This is a genomic window from Variovorax sp. Root473, assembly GCF_001426505.1.
In the GTDB taxonomy this organism is placed as follows: Bacteria; Pseudomonadota; Gammaproteobacteria; order Burkholderiales; family Burkholderiaceae_C; genus Variovorax.
In genome coordinates this window covers 83,695-98,235 of record NZ_LMEV01000017.1, presented here as the reverse complement: position 1 = coordinate 98,235, position 14,541 = coordinate 83,695, and the positions used below count along the sequence as shown (strand labels likewise).

The window sequence follows — 14,541 nt, the reverse complement described above, 5'->3', positions numbered from 1 at the left end:
GGCCTTCTGCTCCCGGCGCAGGCCGGGCGCCGGGGCCCGCCGACTGCGCTCCCCGGAAGCCCTCATGTCCCTCATTGCTTCGCTGGGCGCCATCGAGATCGGTCTGATTTTCGGACTGGTCGCGCTGGGCGTCTTCATGTCGTTTCGCATCATCAACTTTCCCGACCTCACGGTGGACGGCAGCTTTCCGCTGGGCGCCGCCGTGGCCGCGACGCTCATCGTCGCGGGCTGGAACCCCGCCGCCGCCACGGCCGTGGCCTGCGTGGCCGGTGCCGCCTCGGGCTGGCTCACGGCCTGGCTCAACGTCAAGCTGAAGATCATGCAGCTGCTGGCGAGCATCCTGGTGATGATCGCGCTGTACTCGATCAACCTGCGCGTGATGGGCAAGCCCAACGTGGCGCTCATCACCGAACCCACGGTGTTCAGCATGGTCAGCTTCGGCGGGATGCCCGAGCAGTGGGCCAAGCCGCTGCTGCTGTTGATCATCGTGATCGCCGCGAAGATCGTCGTCGACCTGTTCTTCGCCTCCGAGGCCGGCCTGGCGATGCGTGCCACCGGCGGCAACGCGCGCATGGCGCGGGCCCAGGGCATCTCGACCGACTTCCAGACGATGGCAGGCCTTGCACTTTCCAACGCGCTGGTGGCGCTGGCCGGTGCGCTGTTCGCGCAGAGCCAGGGCACGGCCGACATCTCGATGGGCGTGGGCACGATCGTGATCGGCCTGGCCGCCGTGATCATCGGCGAGACCCTGTTGCCCGCGCGCAGCATGATCATCACCACGCTGGCCTGCGTGCTCGGTGCGCTGCTCTACCGTTTCTTCATCGCGATGGCGCTGAACACCGACTTCATGGGCCTGCAGGCGCAGGACCTGAACCTGGTCACCGCCGTGCTCGTGGCGTTCGCGCTGCTGGTGCCCGCCTACAAGCGCAAGCTGGGCGGACTCTTCAAGGGGAAGAACTGATGCTGCGCGCGCAACAACTCGAAATCACCTTCAACCCGGGCACGCCAATCGAGAACCGCGTGCTGCGCGGCCTGAGCCTGGACATTCCGACCGGCCAGTTCGTCACCGTGATCGGCTCGAACGGCGCGGGCAAGTCGACCTTTCTGAACGCGATCAGCGGCGACCTCATGGTCGACAAGGGCCGCCTCGAAATCGACGGCAAGGACGTGACGCGCCTGAACGCCTGGCAGCGCTCGGGCATGGTGGCCCGCGTGTTCCAGGACCCGATGGCCGGCACCTGCGAGGCGCTGACCATCGAGGCGAACATGGCGCTGGCGTGGAAGCGTGGCGAGCGCAGGGGCTTCGGCTTCTCGCTCAACCGCAACCTGCGCGAGCTGTTCCGCGAGAAGCTGTCGATCCTGAAGCTGGGCCTGGAAAACCGCCTGGCCGACCGCATCGGCCTGCTCTCGGGCGGCCAGCGCCAGGCCGTGAGCCTGCTGATGGCCTCGCTGCGGCCCTCGCGCATCCTGCTGCTCGACGAGCACACGGCCGCGCTCGACCCGAAGACCGCGGCCTTCGTGCTGGAGCTCACCGCCAAGATCGTCGAAGGCAGCCAGCTCACCGCGATGATGGTCACGCACAGCATGCGCCAGGCGCTGGACTACGGTTCGCGCACCGTGATGCTGCACGAAGGCCAGGTGATCCTCGACGTGGCCGGCGACCAACGCGCGGGCCTGGACGTGCCCGACCTGCTGCGCATGTTCGAGCAGACCCGCGGCGAGAAGCTGGACGACGACAAGCTGCTGCTGGCCTGATGGGCGCGACGCCTTCCCCTCTCCTCGTGCGCGACATGCGCGGGGACGACCTCGCGGCGGTGCTGGCGATCCAGCTCGCCTGTTACGGCGCAGGGTTCGTGGAGGACGGCGTGCTCATCGCGCGGCGGCTGGCGGCCTCGCCGCACACCGGCTGGGTGGCCGAGCACGGCGGCGCCGTGCGGGCCTACCTGGCGGCCTACCCCTCGCAGCGCGGCAAGCTCACGCCGCTGCACGGCGACTTCGAGGTGGCGCCCGACGCCGACGCGCTCTACCTGCACGACCTGGCCGTGCACCCCGAGGCCTCGGGGCTGCGCCTGGGGCCGTGCCTCGTGCGCCACGCCTGGGCCCACGCGCTGCGCGCAGGCTGGCGGCATTCGACGCTGGTGTCGGTGCAGGCTTCGGTCGGGTTCTGGGAACGCCAGGGCTATGCGGCCACGGTGCCGGCCGATGACGCACAGCAGGCCCGGCTGGCGACCTACCCCGGGCACTCGGTCTACATGGCCCGCCGGCTGGACTGACGTCCGCTCAGCGGCCCCAGCCGCGCATCACGATCCACTGCACCGTGCCGCAGACCCCCGCCAGCGCGGCGTAGGTGGCCATCGAGCCGTCGCGGCCCGTGAGGATCAGCCCGGCCAGCGAGGTCAGCAGGCCGGCCCCGAAGGTGATCGCCCATTGCATCCACCAGTGCGGAATGCCGGTGCGCGGGCCGCCGAGAAAGCGCCCGACCGCCACCAGCACCAAGGCGATGAAGGCCGCCGGTGCCGCGAAATTAAGCAGGTGGTTGAAGAGATCCAGAAGGTCCATGAGGGGGCCACGAGTAGGCTCGAGGCCATGTAGCGAAGCGTATGGCGGTCATAGGGAAAGCCATTTGCCCCTCGGCAAACCTCGCCCGGCTGCTGATTTTATAATCATGGACATGTCAGTCTGGGCTCTCGGCTTGAACCACACGACCGCGCCGCTCGATCTGCGCGGTCGTTTCGCGTTCGCGCTCGATCAGATCGCCCCGACGCTGCACAGTTTGCGCAGCTCTTTCGCCGGCAACAGCCACCCGCAGGTCGAAGCCGCGATCATCTCGACCTGCAACCGCACCGAAATCTACTGCGCCTGCGAGCACATCGCGCTCGACCACACCTTCGGCTGGCTGGCCCAGAGCGGCGGCGTCGCCCCTGCCCTGCTGCGTTCGCACGCCTACACCCTGCACGACGACGAAGCCGCGCGCCATGCCTTTCGCGTGGCCAGCGGGCTCGACTCCATGGTGCTGGGTGAGGCCCAGATCCTCGGCCAGATGAAAGACGCCGTGCGCGCGGCCGAAACCGCCGGCGCGCTCGGCAGCACGCTCAACCAGCTGTTCCAGCGCTCGTTCGCCGTCGCGAAAGAAGTGCGCACCGCCACCGAGATCGGCGCCCACTCGATCAGCATGGCCGCCGCCGCCGTGCGCCTGGCCGGGCAGCTGTTCGAGGACCTGCGTACCACGCGCGTGCTGTTCGTCGGCGCGGGCGAAATGATCGACCTCGCGGCCACGCACTTCGCAGCCAAGGAACCGAAGGCCATCGCCATCGCCAACCGCACGCTGGAGCGCGGCGAAAAGCTGGCCTCGCGCTTCGGCGGCGAAGCCATGCGGCTGGCCGACCTGCCGGCGCGGCTGGCCGAGTTCGACATCGTCATCAGCTGCACCGCGAGCACGCTGCCGATCATCGGCCTGGGCGCCGTGGAGCGCGCGCTCAAGGCGCGCAAGCACCGCCCGATGTTCATGGTCGACCTGGCCGTGCCGCGCGACATCGAGCCCGAGGTGAAGGCCCTCGAAGACATCTACCTGTACACCGTGGACGACCTCGCCCAGGTCGTGCAGCAGGGTCAGGCCAACCGCCAGGCCGCCGTGGCGCAGGCCGAGGTCATCATCGACGCCGGCGTGCAGAGCTTCATGCACTGGCTGGGCCAGCGCGGCACCGTGCCGCTGATCCAGCAGCTCAACGCGCAGGCCGACCAATGGCGCGCCACCGAAATGGCGCGTGCACGCAAGCTGCTCGCCAAGGGCGAATCGGTCGAGGCCGTGCTCGAAGCCATGTCGCGCGGGCTCACGCAGAAGATGATGCACGGCGCGATGGCCGAGCTGCACGCGGGCGATGCCACGTCGCGCGAGCAGACGGCGCAGACGCTCTCGCGCCTGTTCCTGCGTAAAGAGCGTTAGCGACGACGCCCGTCGATGGCCCGCTCGCCGCGCGGGCCGCGCTTTCCCCGCGCCCTGCCGCTGCACTGCGGCCTCCCCCCTTTTTTTGAGCCCCTTCCGTCGTGAAATCCTTTCTGCGCCACCAACTCGAACGCTATGTCCAACGCCTGGGCGAGCTCGACTTCCTGCTCTCGCGCGAAGACATCATGAGCGACATGGCGCAGTACCGCACCATCTCGCGCGAGCACGCCGAGGTCACGCAGATCGCCGGCCGCTACGAGCGCTTCAAGCAGCGCGAAGCGGACATCGCGGGCGCGAAGGGAATGCTCGACGACCCCGACATGGCGGAGATGGCCAGGGAAGAAATCACCGGTGCCGAGGCCGAGCTGGTGCAACTCGAAGACGAACTGCAGCGCCTGCTGCTGCCCAAGGACCCCGACGACGCGCGCAACGCCTTCATGGAAATCCGCGCCGGCACGGGCGGCGACGAGTCGGCGCTGTTCGCGGGCGACCTGCTGCGCATGTACACGCGCTACTGCGAGCGCGCCGGCTGGCGCTGCGAAGTGGTGAGCGAAAGCGAGAGCGAGCTCGGCGGCTACAAGGAAGTGGTGATCCGCATCGTGGGCGACGAGGTGTTCGGCCACCTGCGCTTCGAATCGGGCGGCCACCGCGTGCAGCGCGTGCCGGCGACCGAGACCCAAGGCCGCATCCACACCAGCGCCTGCACGGTCGCCGTGCTGGCCGAGCCCGACGAGACCGTGGCGGTGCAGATCAATCCGGCCGACCTGCGCATCGACACCTACCGCGCCAGCGGTGCGGGCGGACAGCACATCAACAAGACCGACTCGGCCGTGCGCATCACGCACATCCCGACCGGCATCGTGGCCGAATGCCAGGACGACCGCAGCCAGCACCGCAACAAGGCCAAGGCACTGCAGGTGCTGTCGGCGCGCATCCAGGAAAAGGAACGCAGCGAGCGCGCCGCCAAGGACGCCGCCATGCGCAAGGGCCTGATCGGCAGCGGCGACCGTTCGGACCGCATCCGCACCTACAACTTCCCGCAGGGCCGGCTCACCGACCACCGCATCAACCTCACGCTCTACAAGCTGCTCGCCATCATGGAAGGCGACCTGGGCGACGTGCTCGACGCGCTGCGCGCCGCACGCGAGGCCGAGCAACTGGCCGAGCTGGAATCGAGCCTGCCCGCGTGATGACCGACACCGCCGCACCGTCCACCGTGGCGCAGGCGCTGGCCGCGGCCGTGGCCCTGGGCGTTGATCGCCTCGACGCCCAGCTGCTGCTGTTGCACGCGCTGGGCCGCCCCGTGAACGACCGCGCCTGGCTGCTCGCGCACGACACGGACGCCTTCCCCGGCGAGGCGTGGCCCGCCTTCGCGCGTCAGCTGTCGCGGCGCACGGCCGGCGAGCCGGTCGCCTACCTGCTGGGCGAGAAGGAATTCCATGGCCTGCAGCTGCAGGTCGATGCCCGCGTGCTGGTGCCGCGCCCCGACACCGAGACGCTGGTCGAGTGGGCTCTCACTTGCCTTGAGGGCCGTCCAGCCCCGCGCGTGCTCGACCTCGGCACAGGCAGCGGCGCGATCGCGCTGGCATTGCAGCATGCGCGGCCCGATGCACAGGTCGATGCGGTCGATGCCAGCGCCGACGCGCTCGCGGTGGCCCGGGCCAACGCGCAGCGCCTGGGCCTGCCGGTGCGTTTCACCGAATCGAGCTGGCTCGACGGCGCCGCCGACGGCTACGCGGTCATTGCCAGCAACCCGCCGTACATCGCCGCCGGCGATCCACACCTGCCCGCGCTGCGCCATGAGCCAACCCGCGCCCTGGTGGCGGGCGCCGACGGCCTCGACGACATCCGCCAGATCGTGCGCGACGCGCCCGCCCACCTCGCCGACGGCGGCTGGCTGCTGCTGGAACACGGCCACGACCAGGCCGCGGCGGTGCGCCAGTTGCTGGCCCAGCGTGGCTTTGCCGAAGTGCAAAGCCGCGACGACCTCGCCGGCATCGCGCGCTGCTCCGGCGGCATCTGGCGCACGGTGAAATAATCCCCCCAGCCCACTTTTCTTCAGGAGTCCCCATGTCCGACGCTCAACAACGCATCGACGACCTCGTCAAGTCCAACGAACTCGTGCTCTTCATGAAGGGCAACGCCAGCTTCCCGATGTGCGGTTTCTCGGGCCGCGCCATCCAGATCCTCAAGGCCGTAGGCGTCGACACCAAGGCGCTCAAGACCGTCAACGTGCTCGAAGACGACGGCATCCGCCAGGGCATCAAGGAATACAGCAACTGGCCCACCATCCCCCAGCTCTACGTGAAGGGCGAATTCGTGGGCGGCTCGGACATCATGATGGAGATGTACGAGTCGGGCGAACTGCAGCAGGTGATCGGCGGCGGCGCGTCGGCCTGAGCCTTTCGCTCTTTGTTTGACGGGCGCCGCGCCGCGCGCCCGGACCCGGTGCCAGTCATGGCACCATGGCGGCCTACAACGTGCCGCCATGACTCTCACCCAAAGCCTGCTCATCATCGCGCTGCTGATCGCGATGAGCGCCTTCTTCTCCCTCGCCGAAATCTGCCTGGCCGCCTCGCGCCGCCTGCGCCTGCGCCAGATGGCCGACGAGGGCGATCCGCGCGCGGAAAAGGTGCTGCGCGTGCAGGAGCAGCCGGGCCACTACTTCACCGTGGTGCAGATCGGCCTGAACGCCGTGGCGATCCTCGGCGGCGTGGTCGGCGAAGGCTCGCTGAGCCCGTATTTCGCCCGCTTCTTCGAGAACTGGCTCAGCGTGGAGGTCGCGGCCAACATCGCCTTCCTGTGCTCCTTCGTGACCGTGATCGCGGTGTTCCTGGTGTTCGCCGACCTGTTCCCCAAGCGCCTGGGCATGAGCGCGCCCGAACGGCTTGCCGTGCGCATCGTCGGGCCGATGCTGCTGCTGATCACCGCCTTCAAGCCGCTGGTGTGGTTCTTCACGCGCGCCACCGACCTGCTGTTCAAGGTGCTGGGCATGCCGATGGCGCGCGACGACAAGATCACCTCGGCCGACATCCTGGCCATGACCGAGGCGGGAGCGCAGGCCGGCGTGCTGGCGGCGCGCGAGCAGCAGGTGATCGCCAACGTGTTCGAGCTGGACACGCGCCTCGTCAGCAGCGTGATGACGGCGCGCGACAACATCACCTGGTTCCTGCATGACGACCCCGAGTCGGTGCTGCGCGCGCGCATCGTGGCCGAGCCCTTCTCGGCCTACCCGGTGTGCGACGGCGACATCGACCACGTGCTGGGCTACGTGGACGCCAAGGACATGTTCCAGCGCGTGCTCAGCGGCCAGCCGCTGGCCTTCGACCAGGGCCTCACGCTGCACAAGGCGCTGGTGATTCCCGACCGCCTCTCGCTCACCGAGGTGCTCGAGCAGTTCCAGCAGGCGCGTGAAGATTTCGCGATCATCGTCAACGAGTACAGCCTGGTGGTCGGCGTGATCACGCTCAACGACGTGATGAGCACGGTGATGGGCGACCTGGTGTCGACCTCGACGCCCGAAGAAGAACAGATCGTGAAGCGCGACGAGAACTCGTGGCTGATCGACGGCATCGCGCCGATCCAGGACGTGCAGCGCGCGCTGCACATCGACGAACTGCCGCACGCCGAGGAGTACGAAACGCTGGCGGGCTTCCTGATGGTGATGCTGCGCCGCGTGCCCAAGCGCACGGACAGCGTGACCTGGGGCGGCTACACCTTCGAGGTGATGGACGTCGACAGCTACCGCATCGACCAGGTGATGGTGACCCGGGGCTCGGCCACCGCGAAGGCCGTGGTCGCCGGTTGAGCGAAGGCCTTCAGGCGGCCGAGCGGTCCCTGTCGACGTATGCCCACAGCCGCTGGTTCGCGAACACCGCGTTCGGGTACGGCGCGCGGCCCCGGCTGCCGTTGTAGCGGCCCAGCGTCATGAACAGGTCGCCCTTCTCACGGTCGAGGTAGTGGCGCAGGATCACGCAGCCGAAGCGCAGGTTGGTCTGCATGTGGAACAGCTTGGCCGGGTCGCTGTCGCCGATCACGCGGGTCCAGAACGGCATTACCTGCATGTAGCCGCGCGCGCCGGCGCTGGAGACCGCGAACTTGCGGAAATTGCTCTCGACCTGGATCAGGCCCAGCACCAGGCTCACATCGAGCCCCGAGCGCTTGGCCTCGTACCAGACGGTCTGCAGGAACTCGATGCGCGTGGCCGGGTCGGCGACCTTCTTGCGCAGGCGCTCGCTCATCTCGCCGAGCCACCGCAGGTACGCGAGGCGGGCCTCGGTGTCGGCAAACTGCGGCACCGGCGGCGCCTTGTTGTGGACAGCCGAACTCAGCGCGGTGCGCACCGAGTCGATCAGCGGCTCTTCGATCTGCGCACCGGCCCAGGCCGGTTGCGGCAACGAGAGTACCGTCAGGGCGCCTGCCGCAGCGCTGCCCAGCAGGCAGCTGCGTCGCGACAAGCCGCCCGCCACGCTCATGCCGCGAGCTTGCCGGCGATGAAGTCGGCGATGCCGGCCGCAGGCACCTTGGTGGCTGCGGTGTCGCGCCGGCCCTGGTACTCGAGCTGGCCTTCCTTGAGGCCACGGTCGGAGATCACCACGCGGTGCGGCACGCCGATCAGTTCCCAGTCGGCGAACATTGCGCCGGGGCGCTCGCCGCGGTCGTCGAGCAGCACGTCGACGCCCTTGGCCAGCAGCTCTTCGTAGAGCGCTTCGGCCGCGACCTTGACCTCGGGGCTGCGGTCCATGCCGATCGGGCAGACCACCACGGTGAACGGTGCCAGCGCGTCGGGCCAGATGATGCCGCGCTCGTCGTGGTTCTGTTCGATGGCGGCGGCCGGCAGGCGCGTGATGCCGATGCCGTAGCAGCCCATTTCGAGGAACTGCGGCTTGCCGCCTTCGTCGAGGTAGGTGGCGTTCATGTCCTTGCTGTACTTGGTGCCGAGCACGAAGACGTGGCCCACCTCGATGCCGCGCTCGATGGCGAGCACGCCCTTGCCGTCGGGCGAGGCGTCGCCGGCCACCACGTTGCGCAGGTCGGCGACCAGGTCGGGCTCGGGCAGGTCGCGGCCCCAGTTGACGCCGGTCATGTGGAAGTCGACCTCGTTGGCGCCGGTGATCCAGTCGGCCAGCACGGCGACTTCGCGGTCGGCCACGAGCTTGACGGGTTTCTTGAGGTTCAGCGGGCCAAGGTAGCCCGGCTTGCAGCCGAAGTGCTCGTCAATCTCGGCGGTGGTGGCAAAGCGAAAGCCCTTGTCCAGGCCGGGCAGCTTGCTGACCTTGATCTCGTTCATGTCGTGGTCGCCGCGCAGCAGCAGCAGCCAGACCTGTGCGCCTTTGATGTTGCCGGCCGCGTCGAGGACGTCGATGGCCAGCACCAGCGACTTGACCGTGGTGGCCAGCGGCACGCCGAGCAACTCGGCCACGTCGGCGCAGGTGGCCTTGCCGGGCGTGGGCGTCTTCTCGAGCGCGTTGGCGGGGGCGGGACGCGGGCCGGCCGGGGCCTGCGCCTCGGCCTTTTCCATGTTGGCCGCGTAGGTGCTGTCGGGGCAGTAGACGATGGCGTCTTCGCCGGTGGCGGCGATCACCTGGAACTCTTCGCTCAGGTCGCCGCCGATGGCACCGCTGTCGGCCGCCACGGCGCGGTAGCGCAAGCCGAAGCGGTCGAAGATGCGGCGATAGGCCTCGGCCATGGTCTGGTAGCTGGCCTTGGCCGCGTCGAGGTCGCGGTCGAAGCTGTAGGCGTCCTTCATGATGAACTCGCGCCCACGCATCAGGCCGAAGCGCGGACGGCGCTCGTCGCGGAACTTGGTCTGGATCTGGTAGAAATTCTTCGGCAGCTGCTTGTAGCTGCGGATTTCCTGGCGGGCGATGTCGGTCACCACCTCTTCGCTGGTCGGCTGGATCACGAAGTCGCGGTCGTGCCGGTCCTTGATGCGCAGCAGCTCGGGGCCCATCTTGTCGAAGCGGCCGGTCTCCTGCCAGAACTCGGCCGGCTGCACCACGGGCATCGTGAGCTCGACGGCGCCGGCGCGGTTCATTTCCTCGCGCACGATGGCCTCGACCTTGCGGATCACGCGCAGGCCCATGGGCATGTACGTGTAGATGCCCGTGCCGAGCTTCTTGATCATGCCGGCCCGCATCATGAGGCGGTGGCTCGCGACCTCGGCGTCAGCGGGCGCTTCCTTCAGGGTGGAGACAAAAAAACGGGAAGCTTTCATCGGGATCGCGCAGGTGGGTTCGAAGTGAGGAGGGAGACAGGCACCCCGGATAGACCCTGAGAGCCCGGAACCGGTCGCTTGCCGAGTGCAACCCGGCATGCATAATCGACTCAGTTCAAAAATTGGGGTTTGATTATGCTCGACCGGGACGGCTTCAGGCCCAACGTCGGCATCATCCTGCTCAACCAGAGAAACCAGGTTTTCTGGGGCAAGCGCATACGCACGCATTCCTGGCAGTTTCCGCAAGGCGGCATCGACCGTGGCGAAAGTCCCGAGCAAGCCATGTTCCGGGAACTGCACGAGGAAGTCGGGCTCCATCCGGAGCATGTGCGCATCGTGGCCCGTACCCGCGACTGGTTGCGCTACGAGGTGCCGGATCGGTTCATCCGCCGTGACGCACGGGGCCACTACAAAGGCCAAAAGCAGATCTGGTATCTGCTGCAACTTGTCGGCCACGACTGGGATCTCAACCTGCGTGCCACCGACCATCCCGAATTCGACGCCTGGCGCTGGCATGACTACTGGGTCCCGCTCGATGTGGTCGTCGAGTTCAAGCGCGGCGTCTACGAGATGGCGCTTACCGAGCTTGCTCGCTACCTGCCTCGGCAGGATTTCCGCAACCGCTTCCTGCGCAGCAACGTGCGCGCTCGAGAATTCGAGCGCCAGACGCTGGACCATGGAGCCCCCGCGGGTCTCGACCTGCCGCCCGGCGGCAGCTTCGATCCGCATCCCGACATTCCTTCTGCGAGCGATGAACCTCCTCCCAAGAACAGCGCGCCTTCTTCTTTCCCGACGCCACGCTGAGCGTGCGCTCGTCATCGCCTGCGTCGGCCTGCTCGCGGCCTGCGCCTCGCGCGGGTACGACACCGACAACCCCGACTGGGCCCAAGCCGGCATGCCGCCCGCGCCCAAGAGCACGGAGCAGGACAAGGAGTGGGAAGAAACCGCGGTGCCGCCGCCGCCTGCCTTCAGCGATGCGCGTCTGCTGCCGATCGCCATGCCGCCTTACATGACGCTGAAGTTCGGCGTCGATCCGAACACCATCACCATCACGAAGGACGGCATCGTGCGTTACGTGGTGGTGGCGCAGAACCGGGCCGGTGGCGCCGTCAATGCGTTCTACGAAGGCGTGCGCTGCTCGACCGCAGAGATGAAGAGCTATGCCCGCTACAACAACGGCGCCTGGCAGGAAACGAAGTCGCCCGAGTGGAAGCGCGTGAAGGACATGAATTCCAGCTACGTGCCGGCGCTGGCGTCGCAGGGCCTGTGCCGCGGCAACGCGCCGCGCAGCTCGGTCAACGAGATGGTGCAGAACATCCGCAACCCGCTGCGCGAACTGCCCTGAAGCAGCGGCGGGGCACGGCGCCCCGCCCTGAAGATCAACCGGGCATCAGCACCATGTTGTCGCGGTGCACCATCTCCGGCTCGGCCGTGTAACCCAGCAGGCGCTCGAATTCGGCTGACGGCTTGCGGCACAGCAGCCGGGCCTCCACGCTCGAATAGTTGGCCAGCCCACGGGCCAGCTCGACGCCATCGACGTCGCGCACCGCGATCACGTCGCCGCGCGAGAATTCACCCGACACACCTGTCATGCCGATCGGCAGCAAGCTCTTGCCTTCGCCGCGCACCTTGGCGGCCGCGCCTGCATCGACGATGACGGCACCACGCAGCTGCAGGTGATCGGCCATCCAGCGCTTGCGCGCCTGGTGTTTGGCAGTCTGCGCCACCAGCAGCGTGCCGATCGATTCGCCGCGCGTGAGCCTCAACAGCGCATCGGCTTCGCGGCCCCAGGCGATGACCGTGGAAGCGCCGGACCCCGCCGCGCGCTTGGCCGCGAGGATCTTGGTGATCATGCCGCCGCGCCCGATGCTCGAGCCGGCACCACCCGCCATGGCTTCGAGCGCCGGGTCGCCAGCAACGGCCTCGTGCACGAATTTCGCCTCGGGGTCCTTGCGCGGGTCGGCCGTGTACAGGCCCTTCTGGTCGGTCAGGATGATGAGGGCATCGGCCTCGATCAGGTTGGCAACCAGCGCGCCGAGCGTGTCGTTGTCGCCGAACTTGATCTCGTCGTTGACCACGGTGTCGTTCTCGTTGACCACCGGCACCACGCCCAGGCGCAGCAAGGTGACGAGGGTCGAGCGCGCGTTCAGGTAGCGCTCGCGGTCTGCGAGATCGGCGTGCGTCAGCAGCACCTGCGCGCTGCCGATCTGGTTCTCGCGCAGCTTGGTCTCGTACATCTGGGCCAGGCCCATCTGCCCGACGGCCGCCGCGGCCTGCAGCTCATGCACTTCGTGCGGCCGGCTCTTCCAGCCGAGGCGCTTCATGCCCTCGGCGATGGCGCCGCTCGACACCATGACCACTTCGCGCCCGTCGCGCACCAGTTGCGCCAGTTGCCGGCACCACTCACCGATGGCGGCTTCGTCGAGGCCGCGCCCCTCGTTGGTCACGAGGCTGGAGCCCACCTTGACGACGATACGGCGGGCATCCCGCAAGGCAGTGGAACCGGAATTCGAGGTCATGAAGGAAGAAGGCGTGTTTCAGGGATGCAGCCTGCGCTGCTTGCTATCCATTTTGCAGCACCGAAGGTGCCGCGACGCCCTCAGTTTCCTTCGGGCGGCAGTGGAACGAAGCGCGGATCGACCACGACGGTTTCGTGCTCGGCCACTTGCTGCGCCTTGACCTGCTGGTACACCGCCTTGATCAGGTGCTCGCAACCTTCGCGCGTGAGCGCCGAGATCTCGAAGACCGGGCCCTTGAAACGCAGGCGCTTAACGAAGTCCTTGACGCGCGCGGCGCGCTCGTCCTCCGGCACCATGTCCAGCTTGTTCAATACCAGCCAACGCGGTTTTTCGTGCAACGCAGCGTCGTACTTCTTGAGCTCGGCCACGAGGGCCTTGGCCTGCGCGACCGGATCGACGGTGTCGTCGAACGGCGCCATGTCGACCACGTGCAGCAGCAGGCGGGTGCGCTGCAGATGGCGCAGGAAGAGATGGCCGAGGCCGGCACCTTCCGACGCGCCCTCGATCAGGCCGGGCAGGTCGGCCACCACGAAGCTTTGCTCGGGGCCGACGCGCACGACACCGAGGTTCGGGTGCAGCGTGGTGAAGGGGTAGTCGGCAATGCGTGGGCGGGCATTCGAAATGGCACTGATCAGCGTCGACTTGCCCGCATTCGGCATGCCCAGGAGGCCAACGTCGGCCAGCACCTTGAGCTCGAGCTTGAGGCTCTTCTTCTCGCCAGGCCAGCCGGGCGTCTTCTGCCGAGGGGCGCGGTTGATCGCGCTCTTGAAGCGCATGTTGCCGAAGCCGCCGTCGCCGCCCTTGGCGATGGTGATGACCTCGCCGTCCTTGAGCAGCTCGTAGAGCACCTCACCCGTTTCGGCGTCGGTGATGATCGTGCCAACGGGCATCTTGAGGACGATGTCGTCGCCCGCGGCGCCGAACATGTCGGAGCCCATGCCGTGCTCGCCGCGCTTGGCCTCGTGCCGGCGCGAGTAGCGGAAATCGACCAGGGTGTTGAGGTTCGAGTCAGCCACCGCGAACACGTGGCCGCCACGGCCGCCGTCCCCGCCGTTGGGCCCCCCGAACTCTTTGTACTTCTCATGTCGGAACGACACGCAGCCGTTGCCGCCATCGCCCGCGGCGATGTCGATGAAGGCTTCGTCGACGAACTTCATGGGATGTCCAGTTTACAAATGAAGAAGCCCCGGCAATGCGGGGCCTCGGAAAGATCGAAGTGACTGCGGGGCTTAGGCCGCGGGCGTCACGTTGACCATGTGTTTGTTCAGCGCACCCTTGTGACCGAACGACACGTGGCCGTCGACCAGGGCGAAGAGCGTGTGGTCCTTGCCCACGCCGACGTTCACGCCGGGGTGGAACTGGGTGCCACGCTGGCGCACGATGATCGAGCCTGCGCTGATCAGTTCGCCGCCGAAGGCCTTCACACCGAGCATCTTGGGCTTGGAATCGCGCCCGTTTCGCGTTGAGCCGCCGCCTTTTTTCTGTGCCATGGAATGTGCTCCTTAGCCGGCGATCGCGCCGATTTGCAGTTCGGTGAACTGCTGGCGATGGCCTTGACGTTTTTGATAGTGCTTGCGACGGCGCATCTTGAAGATGCCGACCTTGTCGTGCTTGCCGTGCGACAGCACCGTGACTGTCACCGTTGCGCCGGACACCAGGGGCGTGCCAACCTTGATTTCAGCGCCGTTTCCGACAGCCAGAACCTGGTCGATCACGATTTCCTGGCCTACGTCCGCAGCAATCTGTTCTACTTTAATTTTTTCGCCGGAAGCAACGCGATATTGCTTGCCGCCGGTTTTTATGACCGCGTACATGTAAACCTCTTAGAAATGAGTCCCCGCAGCGAATTCCGCAGAGCCCAA

17 protein-coding genes are annotated in these 14,541 nt (G+C 67.4%); 10 read left to right on the top strand and 7 right to left on the bottom strand.

Going from position 1 to position 14,541, the window contains the following annotated elements; genetic code table 11:
• Positions 1-64 precede the first annotated feature (64 nt).
• Genes ASD34_RS13690 through ASD34_RS13680 form a run of 3 tightly spaced genes read left to right on the top strand, consistent with a single transcriptional unit; the run spans position 65 to position 2,273 of the window.
• Complete coding sequence (locus tag ASD34_RS13690; RefSeq protein ID WP_056578258.1) at positions 65-961, top strand: ABC transporter permease; 897 nt, start codon at positions 65-67, stop codon at positions 959-961.
• Entirely contained in the window at positions 961-1,755 is a 795-nt protein-coding gene (locus ASD34_RS13685; RefSeq protein WP_056578256.1) for an ABC transporter ATP-binding protein, read from the top strand. The genes ASD34_RS13690 and ASD34_RS13685 overlap by 1 nt, the downstream gene beginning before the upstream one ends.
• Positions 1,755-2,273 (top strand): GNAT family N-acetyltransferase, encoded by a 519-nt coding sequence (locus ASD34_RS13680; RefSeq protein ID WP_056578254.1) that lies wholly within the window; start codon positions 1,755-1,757, stop codon positions 2,271-2,273. The genes ASD34_RS13685 and ASD34_RS13680 overlap by 1 nt, the downstream gene beginning before the upstream one ends.
• A 7-nt stretch (positions 2,274-2,280) precedes the next feature.
• Here ASD34_RS13680 and ASD34_RS13675 read toward each other — a convergent pair whose 3' ends face one another.
• Positions 2,281-2,559 carry a hypothetical protein gene (locus tag ASD34_RS13675; RefSeq protein WP_056578252.1) on the bottom strand — a complete coding sequence of 93 codons (279 nt, stop codon included), beginning with the start codon at positions 2,557-2,559 and terminating at the stop codon, positions 2,281-2,283.
• 112 nt (positions 2,560-2,671) lie between these two features.
• Between ASD34_RS13675 and hemA the strand changes: the two genes are divergently transcribed.
• The 5 genes from hemA to ASD34_RS13650 all read left to right on the top strand — a co-directional run bounded on the left by hemA (position 2,672) and on the right by ASD34_RS13650 (position 7,751).
• Positions 2,672-3,943: a glutamyl-tRNA reductase gene (hemA, locus tag ASD34_RS13670; protein ID WP_056582323.1), complete on the top strand. Its 1,272-nt coding sequence runs from the start codon at positions 2,672-2,674 to the stop codon at positions 3,941-3,943.
• Between the two features lie 101 nt (positions 3,944-4,044).
• Positions 4,045-5,133 carry a peptide chain release factor 1 gene (gene prfA, locus ASD34_RS13665; protein WP_056578250.1) on the top strand — a complete coding sequence of 363 codons (1,089 nt, stop codon included), beginning with the start codon at positions 4,045-4,047 and terminating at the stop codon, positions 5,131-5,133.
• Positions 5,133-5,981, top strand: coding sequence for a peptide chain release factor N(5)-glutamine methyltransferase (prmC, locus tag ASD34_RS13660; RefSeq protein WP_056578248.1), 849 nt, complete (start codon positions 5,133-5,135; stop codon positions 5,979-5,981). Before prfA ends, prmC begins: the two co-directional genes overlap by 1 nt.
• Before the next feature lie 32 nt (positions 5,982-6,013).
• A complete protein-coding gene (grxD, locus tag ASD34_RS13655) occupies positions 6,014-6,343 on the top strand; it encodes a Grx4 family monothiol glutaredoxin (protein WP_056578246.1) in 330 nt (109 codons plus the stop codon).
• 88 nt (positions 6,344-6,431) lie between these two features.
• Positions 6,432-7,751 carry a hemolysin family protein gene (locus ASD34_RS13650; RefSeq protein ID WP_056578244.1) on the top strand — a complete coding sequence of 440 codons (1,320 nt, stop codon included), beginning with the start codon at positions 6,432-6,434 and terminating at the stop codon, positions 7,749-7,751.
• A 10-nt stretch (positions 7,752-7,761) separates the two neighbouring features.
• On the opposite strand, the gene ASD34_RS13645 is transcribed toward ASD34_RS13650, so the two are convergent.
• Positions 7,762-8,418, bottom strand: a complete 657-nt coding sequence (locus ASD34_RS13645) for a lytic transglycosylase domain-containing protein (RefSeq protein ID WP_056578242.1) — start codon at positions 8,416-8,418, stop codon at positions 7,762-7,764.
• On the bottom strand, positions 8,415-10,160 hold the full coding sequence (locus tag ASD34_RS13640) for a proline--tRNA ligase (RefSeq protein ID WP_056578240.1): 1,746 nt from the start codon (positions 10,158-10,160) through the stop codon (positions 8,415-8,417). The genes ASD34_RS13645 and ASD34_RS13640 overlap by 4 nt, the downstream gene beginning before the upstream one ends.
• Before the next feature lie 135 nt (positions 10,161-10,295).
• Here ASD34_RS13640 and ASD34_RS13635 point away from each other — a divergent pair, with 135 nt between their 5' ends.
• Together ASD34_RS13635 and ASD34_RS13630 are read left to right on the top strand one after the other, a co-directional pair.
• A complete protein-coding gene (locus ASD34_RS13635) occupies positions 10,296-10,964 on the top strand; it encodes an RNA pyrophosphohydrolase (RefSeq protein WP_056578238.1) in 669 nt (222 codons plus the stop codon).
• Positions 10,912-11,505, top strand: coding sequence for a CNP1-like family protein (locus ASD34_RS13630; RefSeq protein ID WP_082548666.1), 594 nt, complete (start codon positions 10,912-10,914; stop codon positions 11,503-11,505). Before ASD34_RS13635 ends, ASD34_RS13630 begins: the two co-directional genes overlap by 53 nt.
• 34 nt (positions 11,506-11,539) lie before the next feature.
• Here the strand turns inward: ASD34_RS13630 and proB are convergent, their stop codons facing one another.
• The 4 genes from proB to rplU all read right to left on the bottom strand — a co-directional run bounded on the left by proB (position 11,540) and on the right by rplU (position 14,493).
• Positions 11,540-12,679 carry a glutamate 5-kinase gene (gene proB / locus ASD34_RS13625; RefSeq protein WP_056578235.1) on the bottom strand — a complete coding sequence of 380 codons (1,140 nt, stop codon included), beginning with the start codon at positions 12,677-12,679 and terminating at the stop codon, positions 11,540-11,542.
• An 80-nt stretch (positions 12,680-12,759) separates the two neighbouring features.
• Positions 12,760-13,836: an Obg family GTPase CgtA gene (gene cgtA, locus ASD34_RS13620; RefSeq protein ID WP_056578234.1), complete on the bottom strand. Its 1,077-nt coding sequence runs from the start codon at positions 13,834-13,836 to the stop codon at positions 12,760-12,762.
• 72 nt (positions 13,837-13,908) lie between these two features.
• A complete protein-coding gene (gene rpmA, locus ASD34_RS13615; RefSeq protein WP_013543198.1) occupies positions 13,909-14,169 on the bottom strand; it encodes a 50S ribosomal protein L27 in 261 nt (86 codons plus the stop codon).
• A 12-nt stretch (positions 14,170-14,181) separates the two neighbouring features.
• Complete coding sequence (gene rplU / locus ASD34_RS13610; RefSeq protein ID WP_042578903.1) at positions 14,182-14,493, bottom strand: 50S ribosomal protein L21; 312 nt, start codon at positions 14,491-14,493, stop codon at positions 14,182-14,184.
• Between the last annotated feature and the right edge of the window lie 48 nt (positions 14,494-14,541).

What these genes read in the sequence shown, in the direction of transcription:
- ASD34_RS13690 (WP_056578258.1), top strand. Translation starts at nt 65, where the DNA reads ATGTCCCTCATTGCTTCGCTGGGCGCCATCGAGATCGGTCTGATTTTC.
- ASD34_RS13685 (WP_056578256.1), top strand. Translation starts at nt 961, where the DNA reads ATGCTGCGCGCGCAACAACTCGAAATCACCTTCAACCCGGGCACGCCA.
- ASD34_RS13680 (WP_056578254.1), top strand. Translation starts at nt 1,755, where the DNA reads ATGGGCGCGACGCCTTCCCCTCTCCTCGTGCGCGACATGCGCGGGGAC.
- ASD34_RS13675 (WP_056578252.1), bottom strand. Translation starts at nt 2,559, where the DNA reads ATGGACCTTCTGGATCTCTTCAACCACCTGCTTAATTTCGCGGCACCG.
- hemA (WP_056582323.1), top strand. Translation starts at nt 2,672, where the DNA reads ATGTCAGTCTGGGCTCTCGGCTTGAACCACACGACCGCGCCGCTCGAT.
- prmC (WP_056578248.1), top strand. Translation starts at nt 5,133, where the DNA reads ATGACCGACACCGCCGCACCGTCCACCGTGGCGCAGGCGCTGGCCGCG.
- grxD (WP_056578246.1), top strand. Translation starts at nt 6,014, where the DNA reads ATGTCCGACGCTCAACAACGCATCGACGACCTCGTCAAGTCCAACGAA.
- ASD34_RS13650 (WP_056578244.1), top strand. Translation starts at nt 6,432, where the DNA reads ATGACTCTCACCCAAAGCCTGCTCATCATCGCGCTGCTGATCGCGATG.
- ASD34_RS13645 (WP_056578242.1), bottom strand. Translation starts at nt 8,418, where the DNA reads ATGAGCGTGGCGGGCGGCTTGTCGCGACGCAGCTGCCTGCTGGGCAGC.
- ASD34_RS13640 (WP_056578240.1), bottom strand. Translation starts at nt 10,160, where the DNA reads ATGAAAGCTTCCCGTTTTTTTGTCTCCACCCTGAAGGAAGCGCCCGCT.
- ASD34_RS13635 (WP_056578238.1), top strand. Translation starts at nt 10,296, where the DNA reads ATGCTCGACCGGGACGGCTTCAGGCCCAACGTCGGCATCATCCTGCTC.
- ASD34_RS13630 (WP_082548666.1), top strand. Translation starts at nt 10,912, where the DNA reads ATGAACCTCCTCCCAAGAACAGCGCGCCTTCTTCTTTCCCGACGCCAC.
- proB (WP_056578235.1), bottom strand. Translation starts at nt 12,679, where the DNA reads ATGACCTCGAATTCCGGTTCCACTGCCTTGCGGGATGCCCGCCGTATC.
- cgtA (WP_056578234.1), bottom strand. Translation starts at nt 13,836, where the DNA reads ATGAAGTTCGTCGACGAAGCCTTCATCGACATCGCCGCGGGCGATGGC.
- rpmA (WP_013543198.1), bottom strand. Translation starts at nt 14,169, where the DNA reads ATGGCACAGAAAAAAGGCGGCGGCTCAACGCGAAACGGGCGCGATTCC.
- rplU (WP_042578903.1), bottom strand. Translation starts at nt 14,493, where the DNA reads ATGTACGCGGTCATAAAAACCGGCGGCAAGCAATATCGCGTTGCTTCC.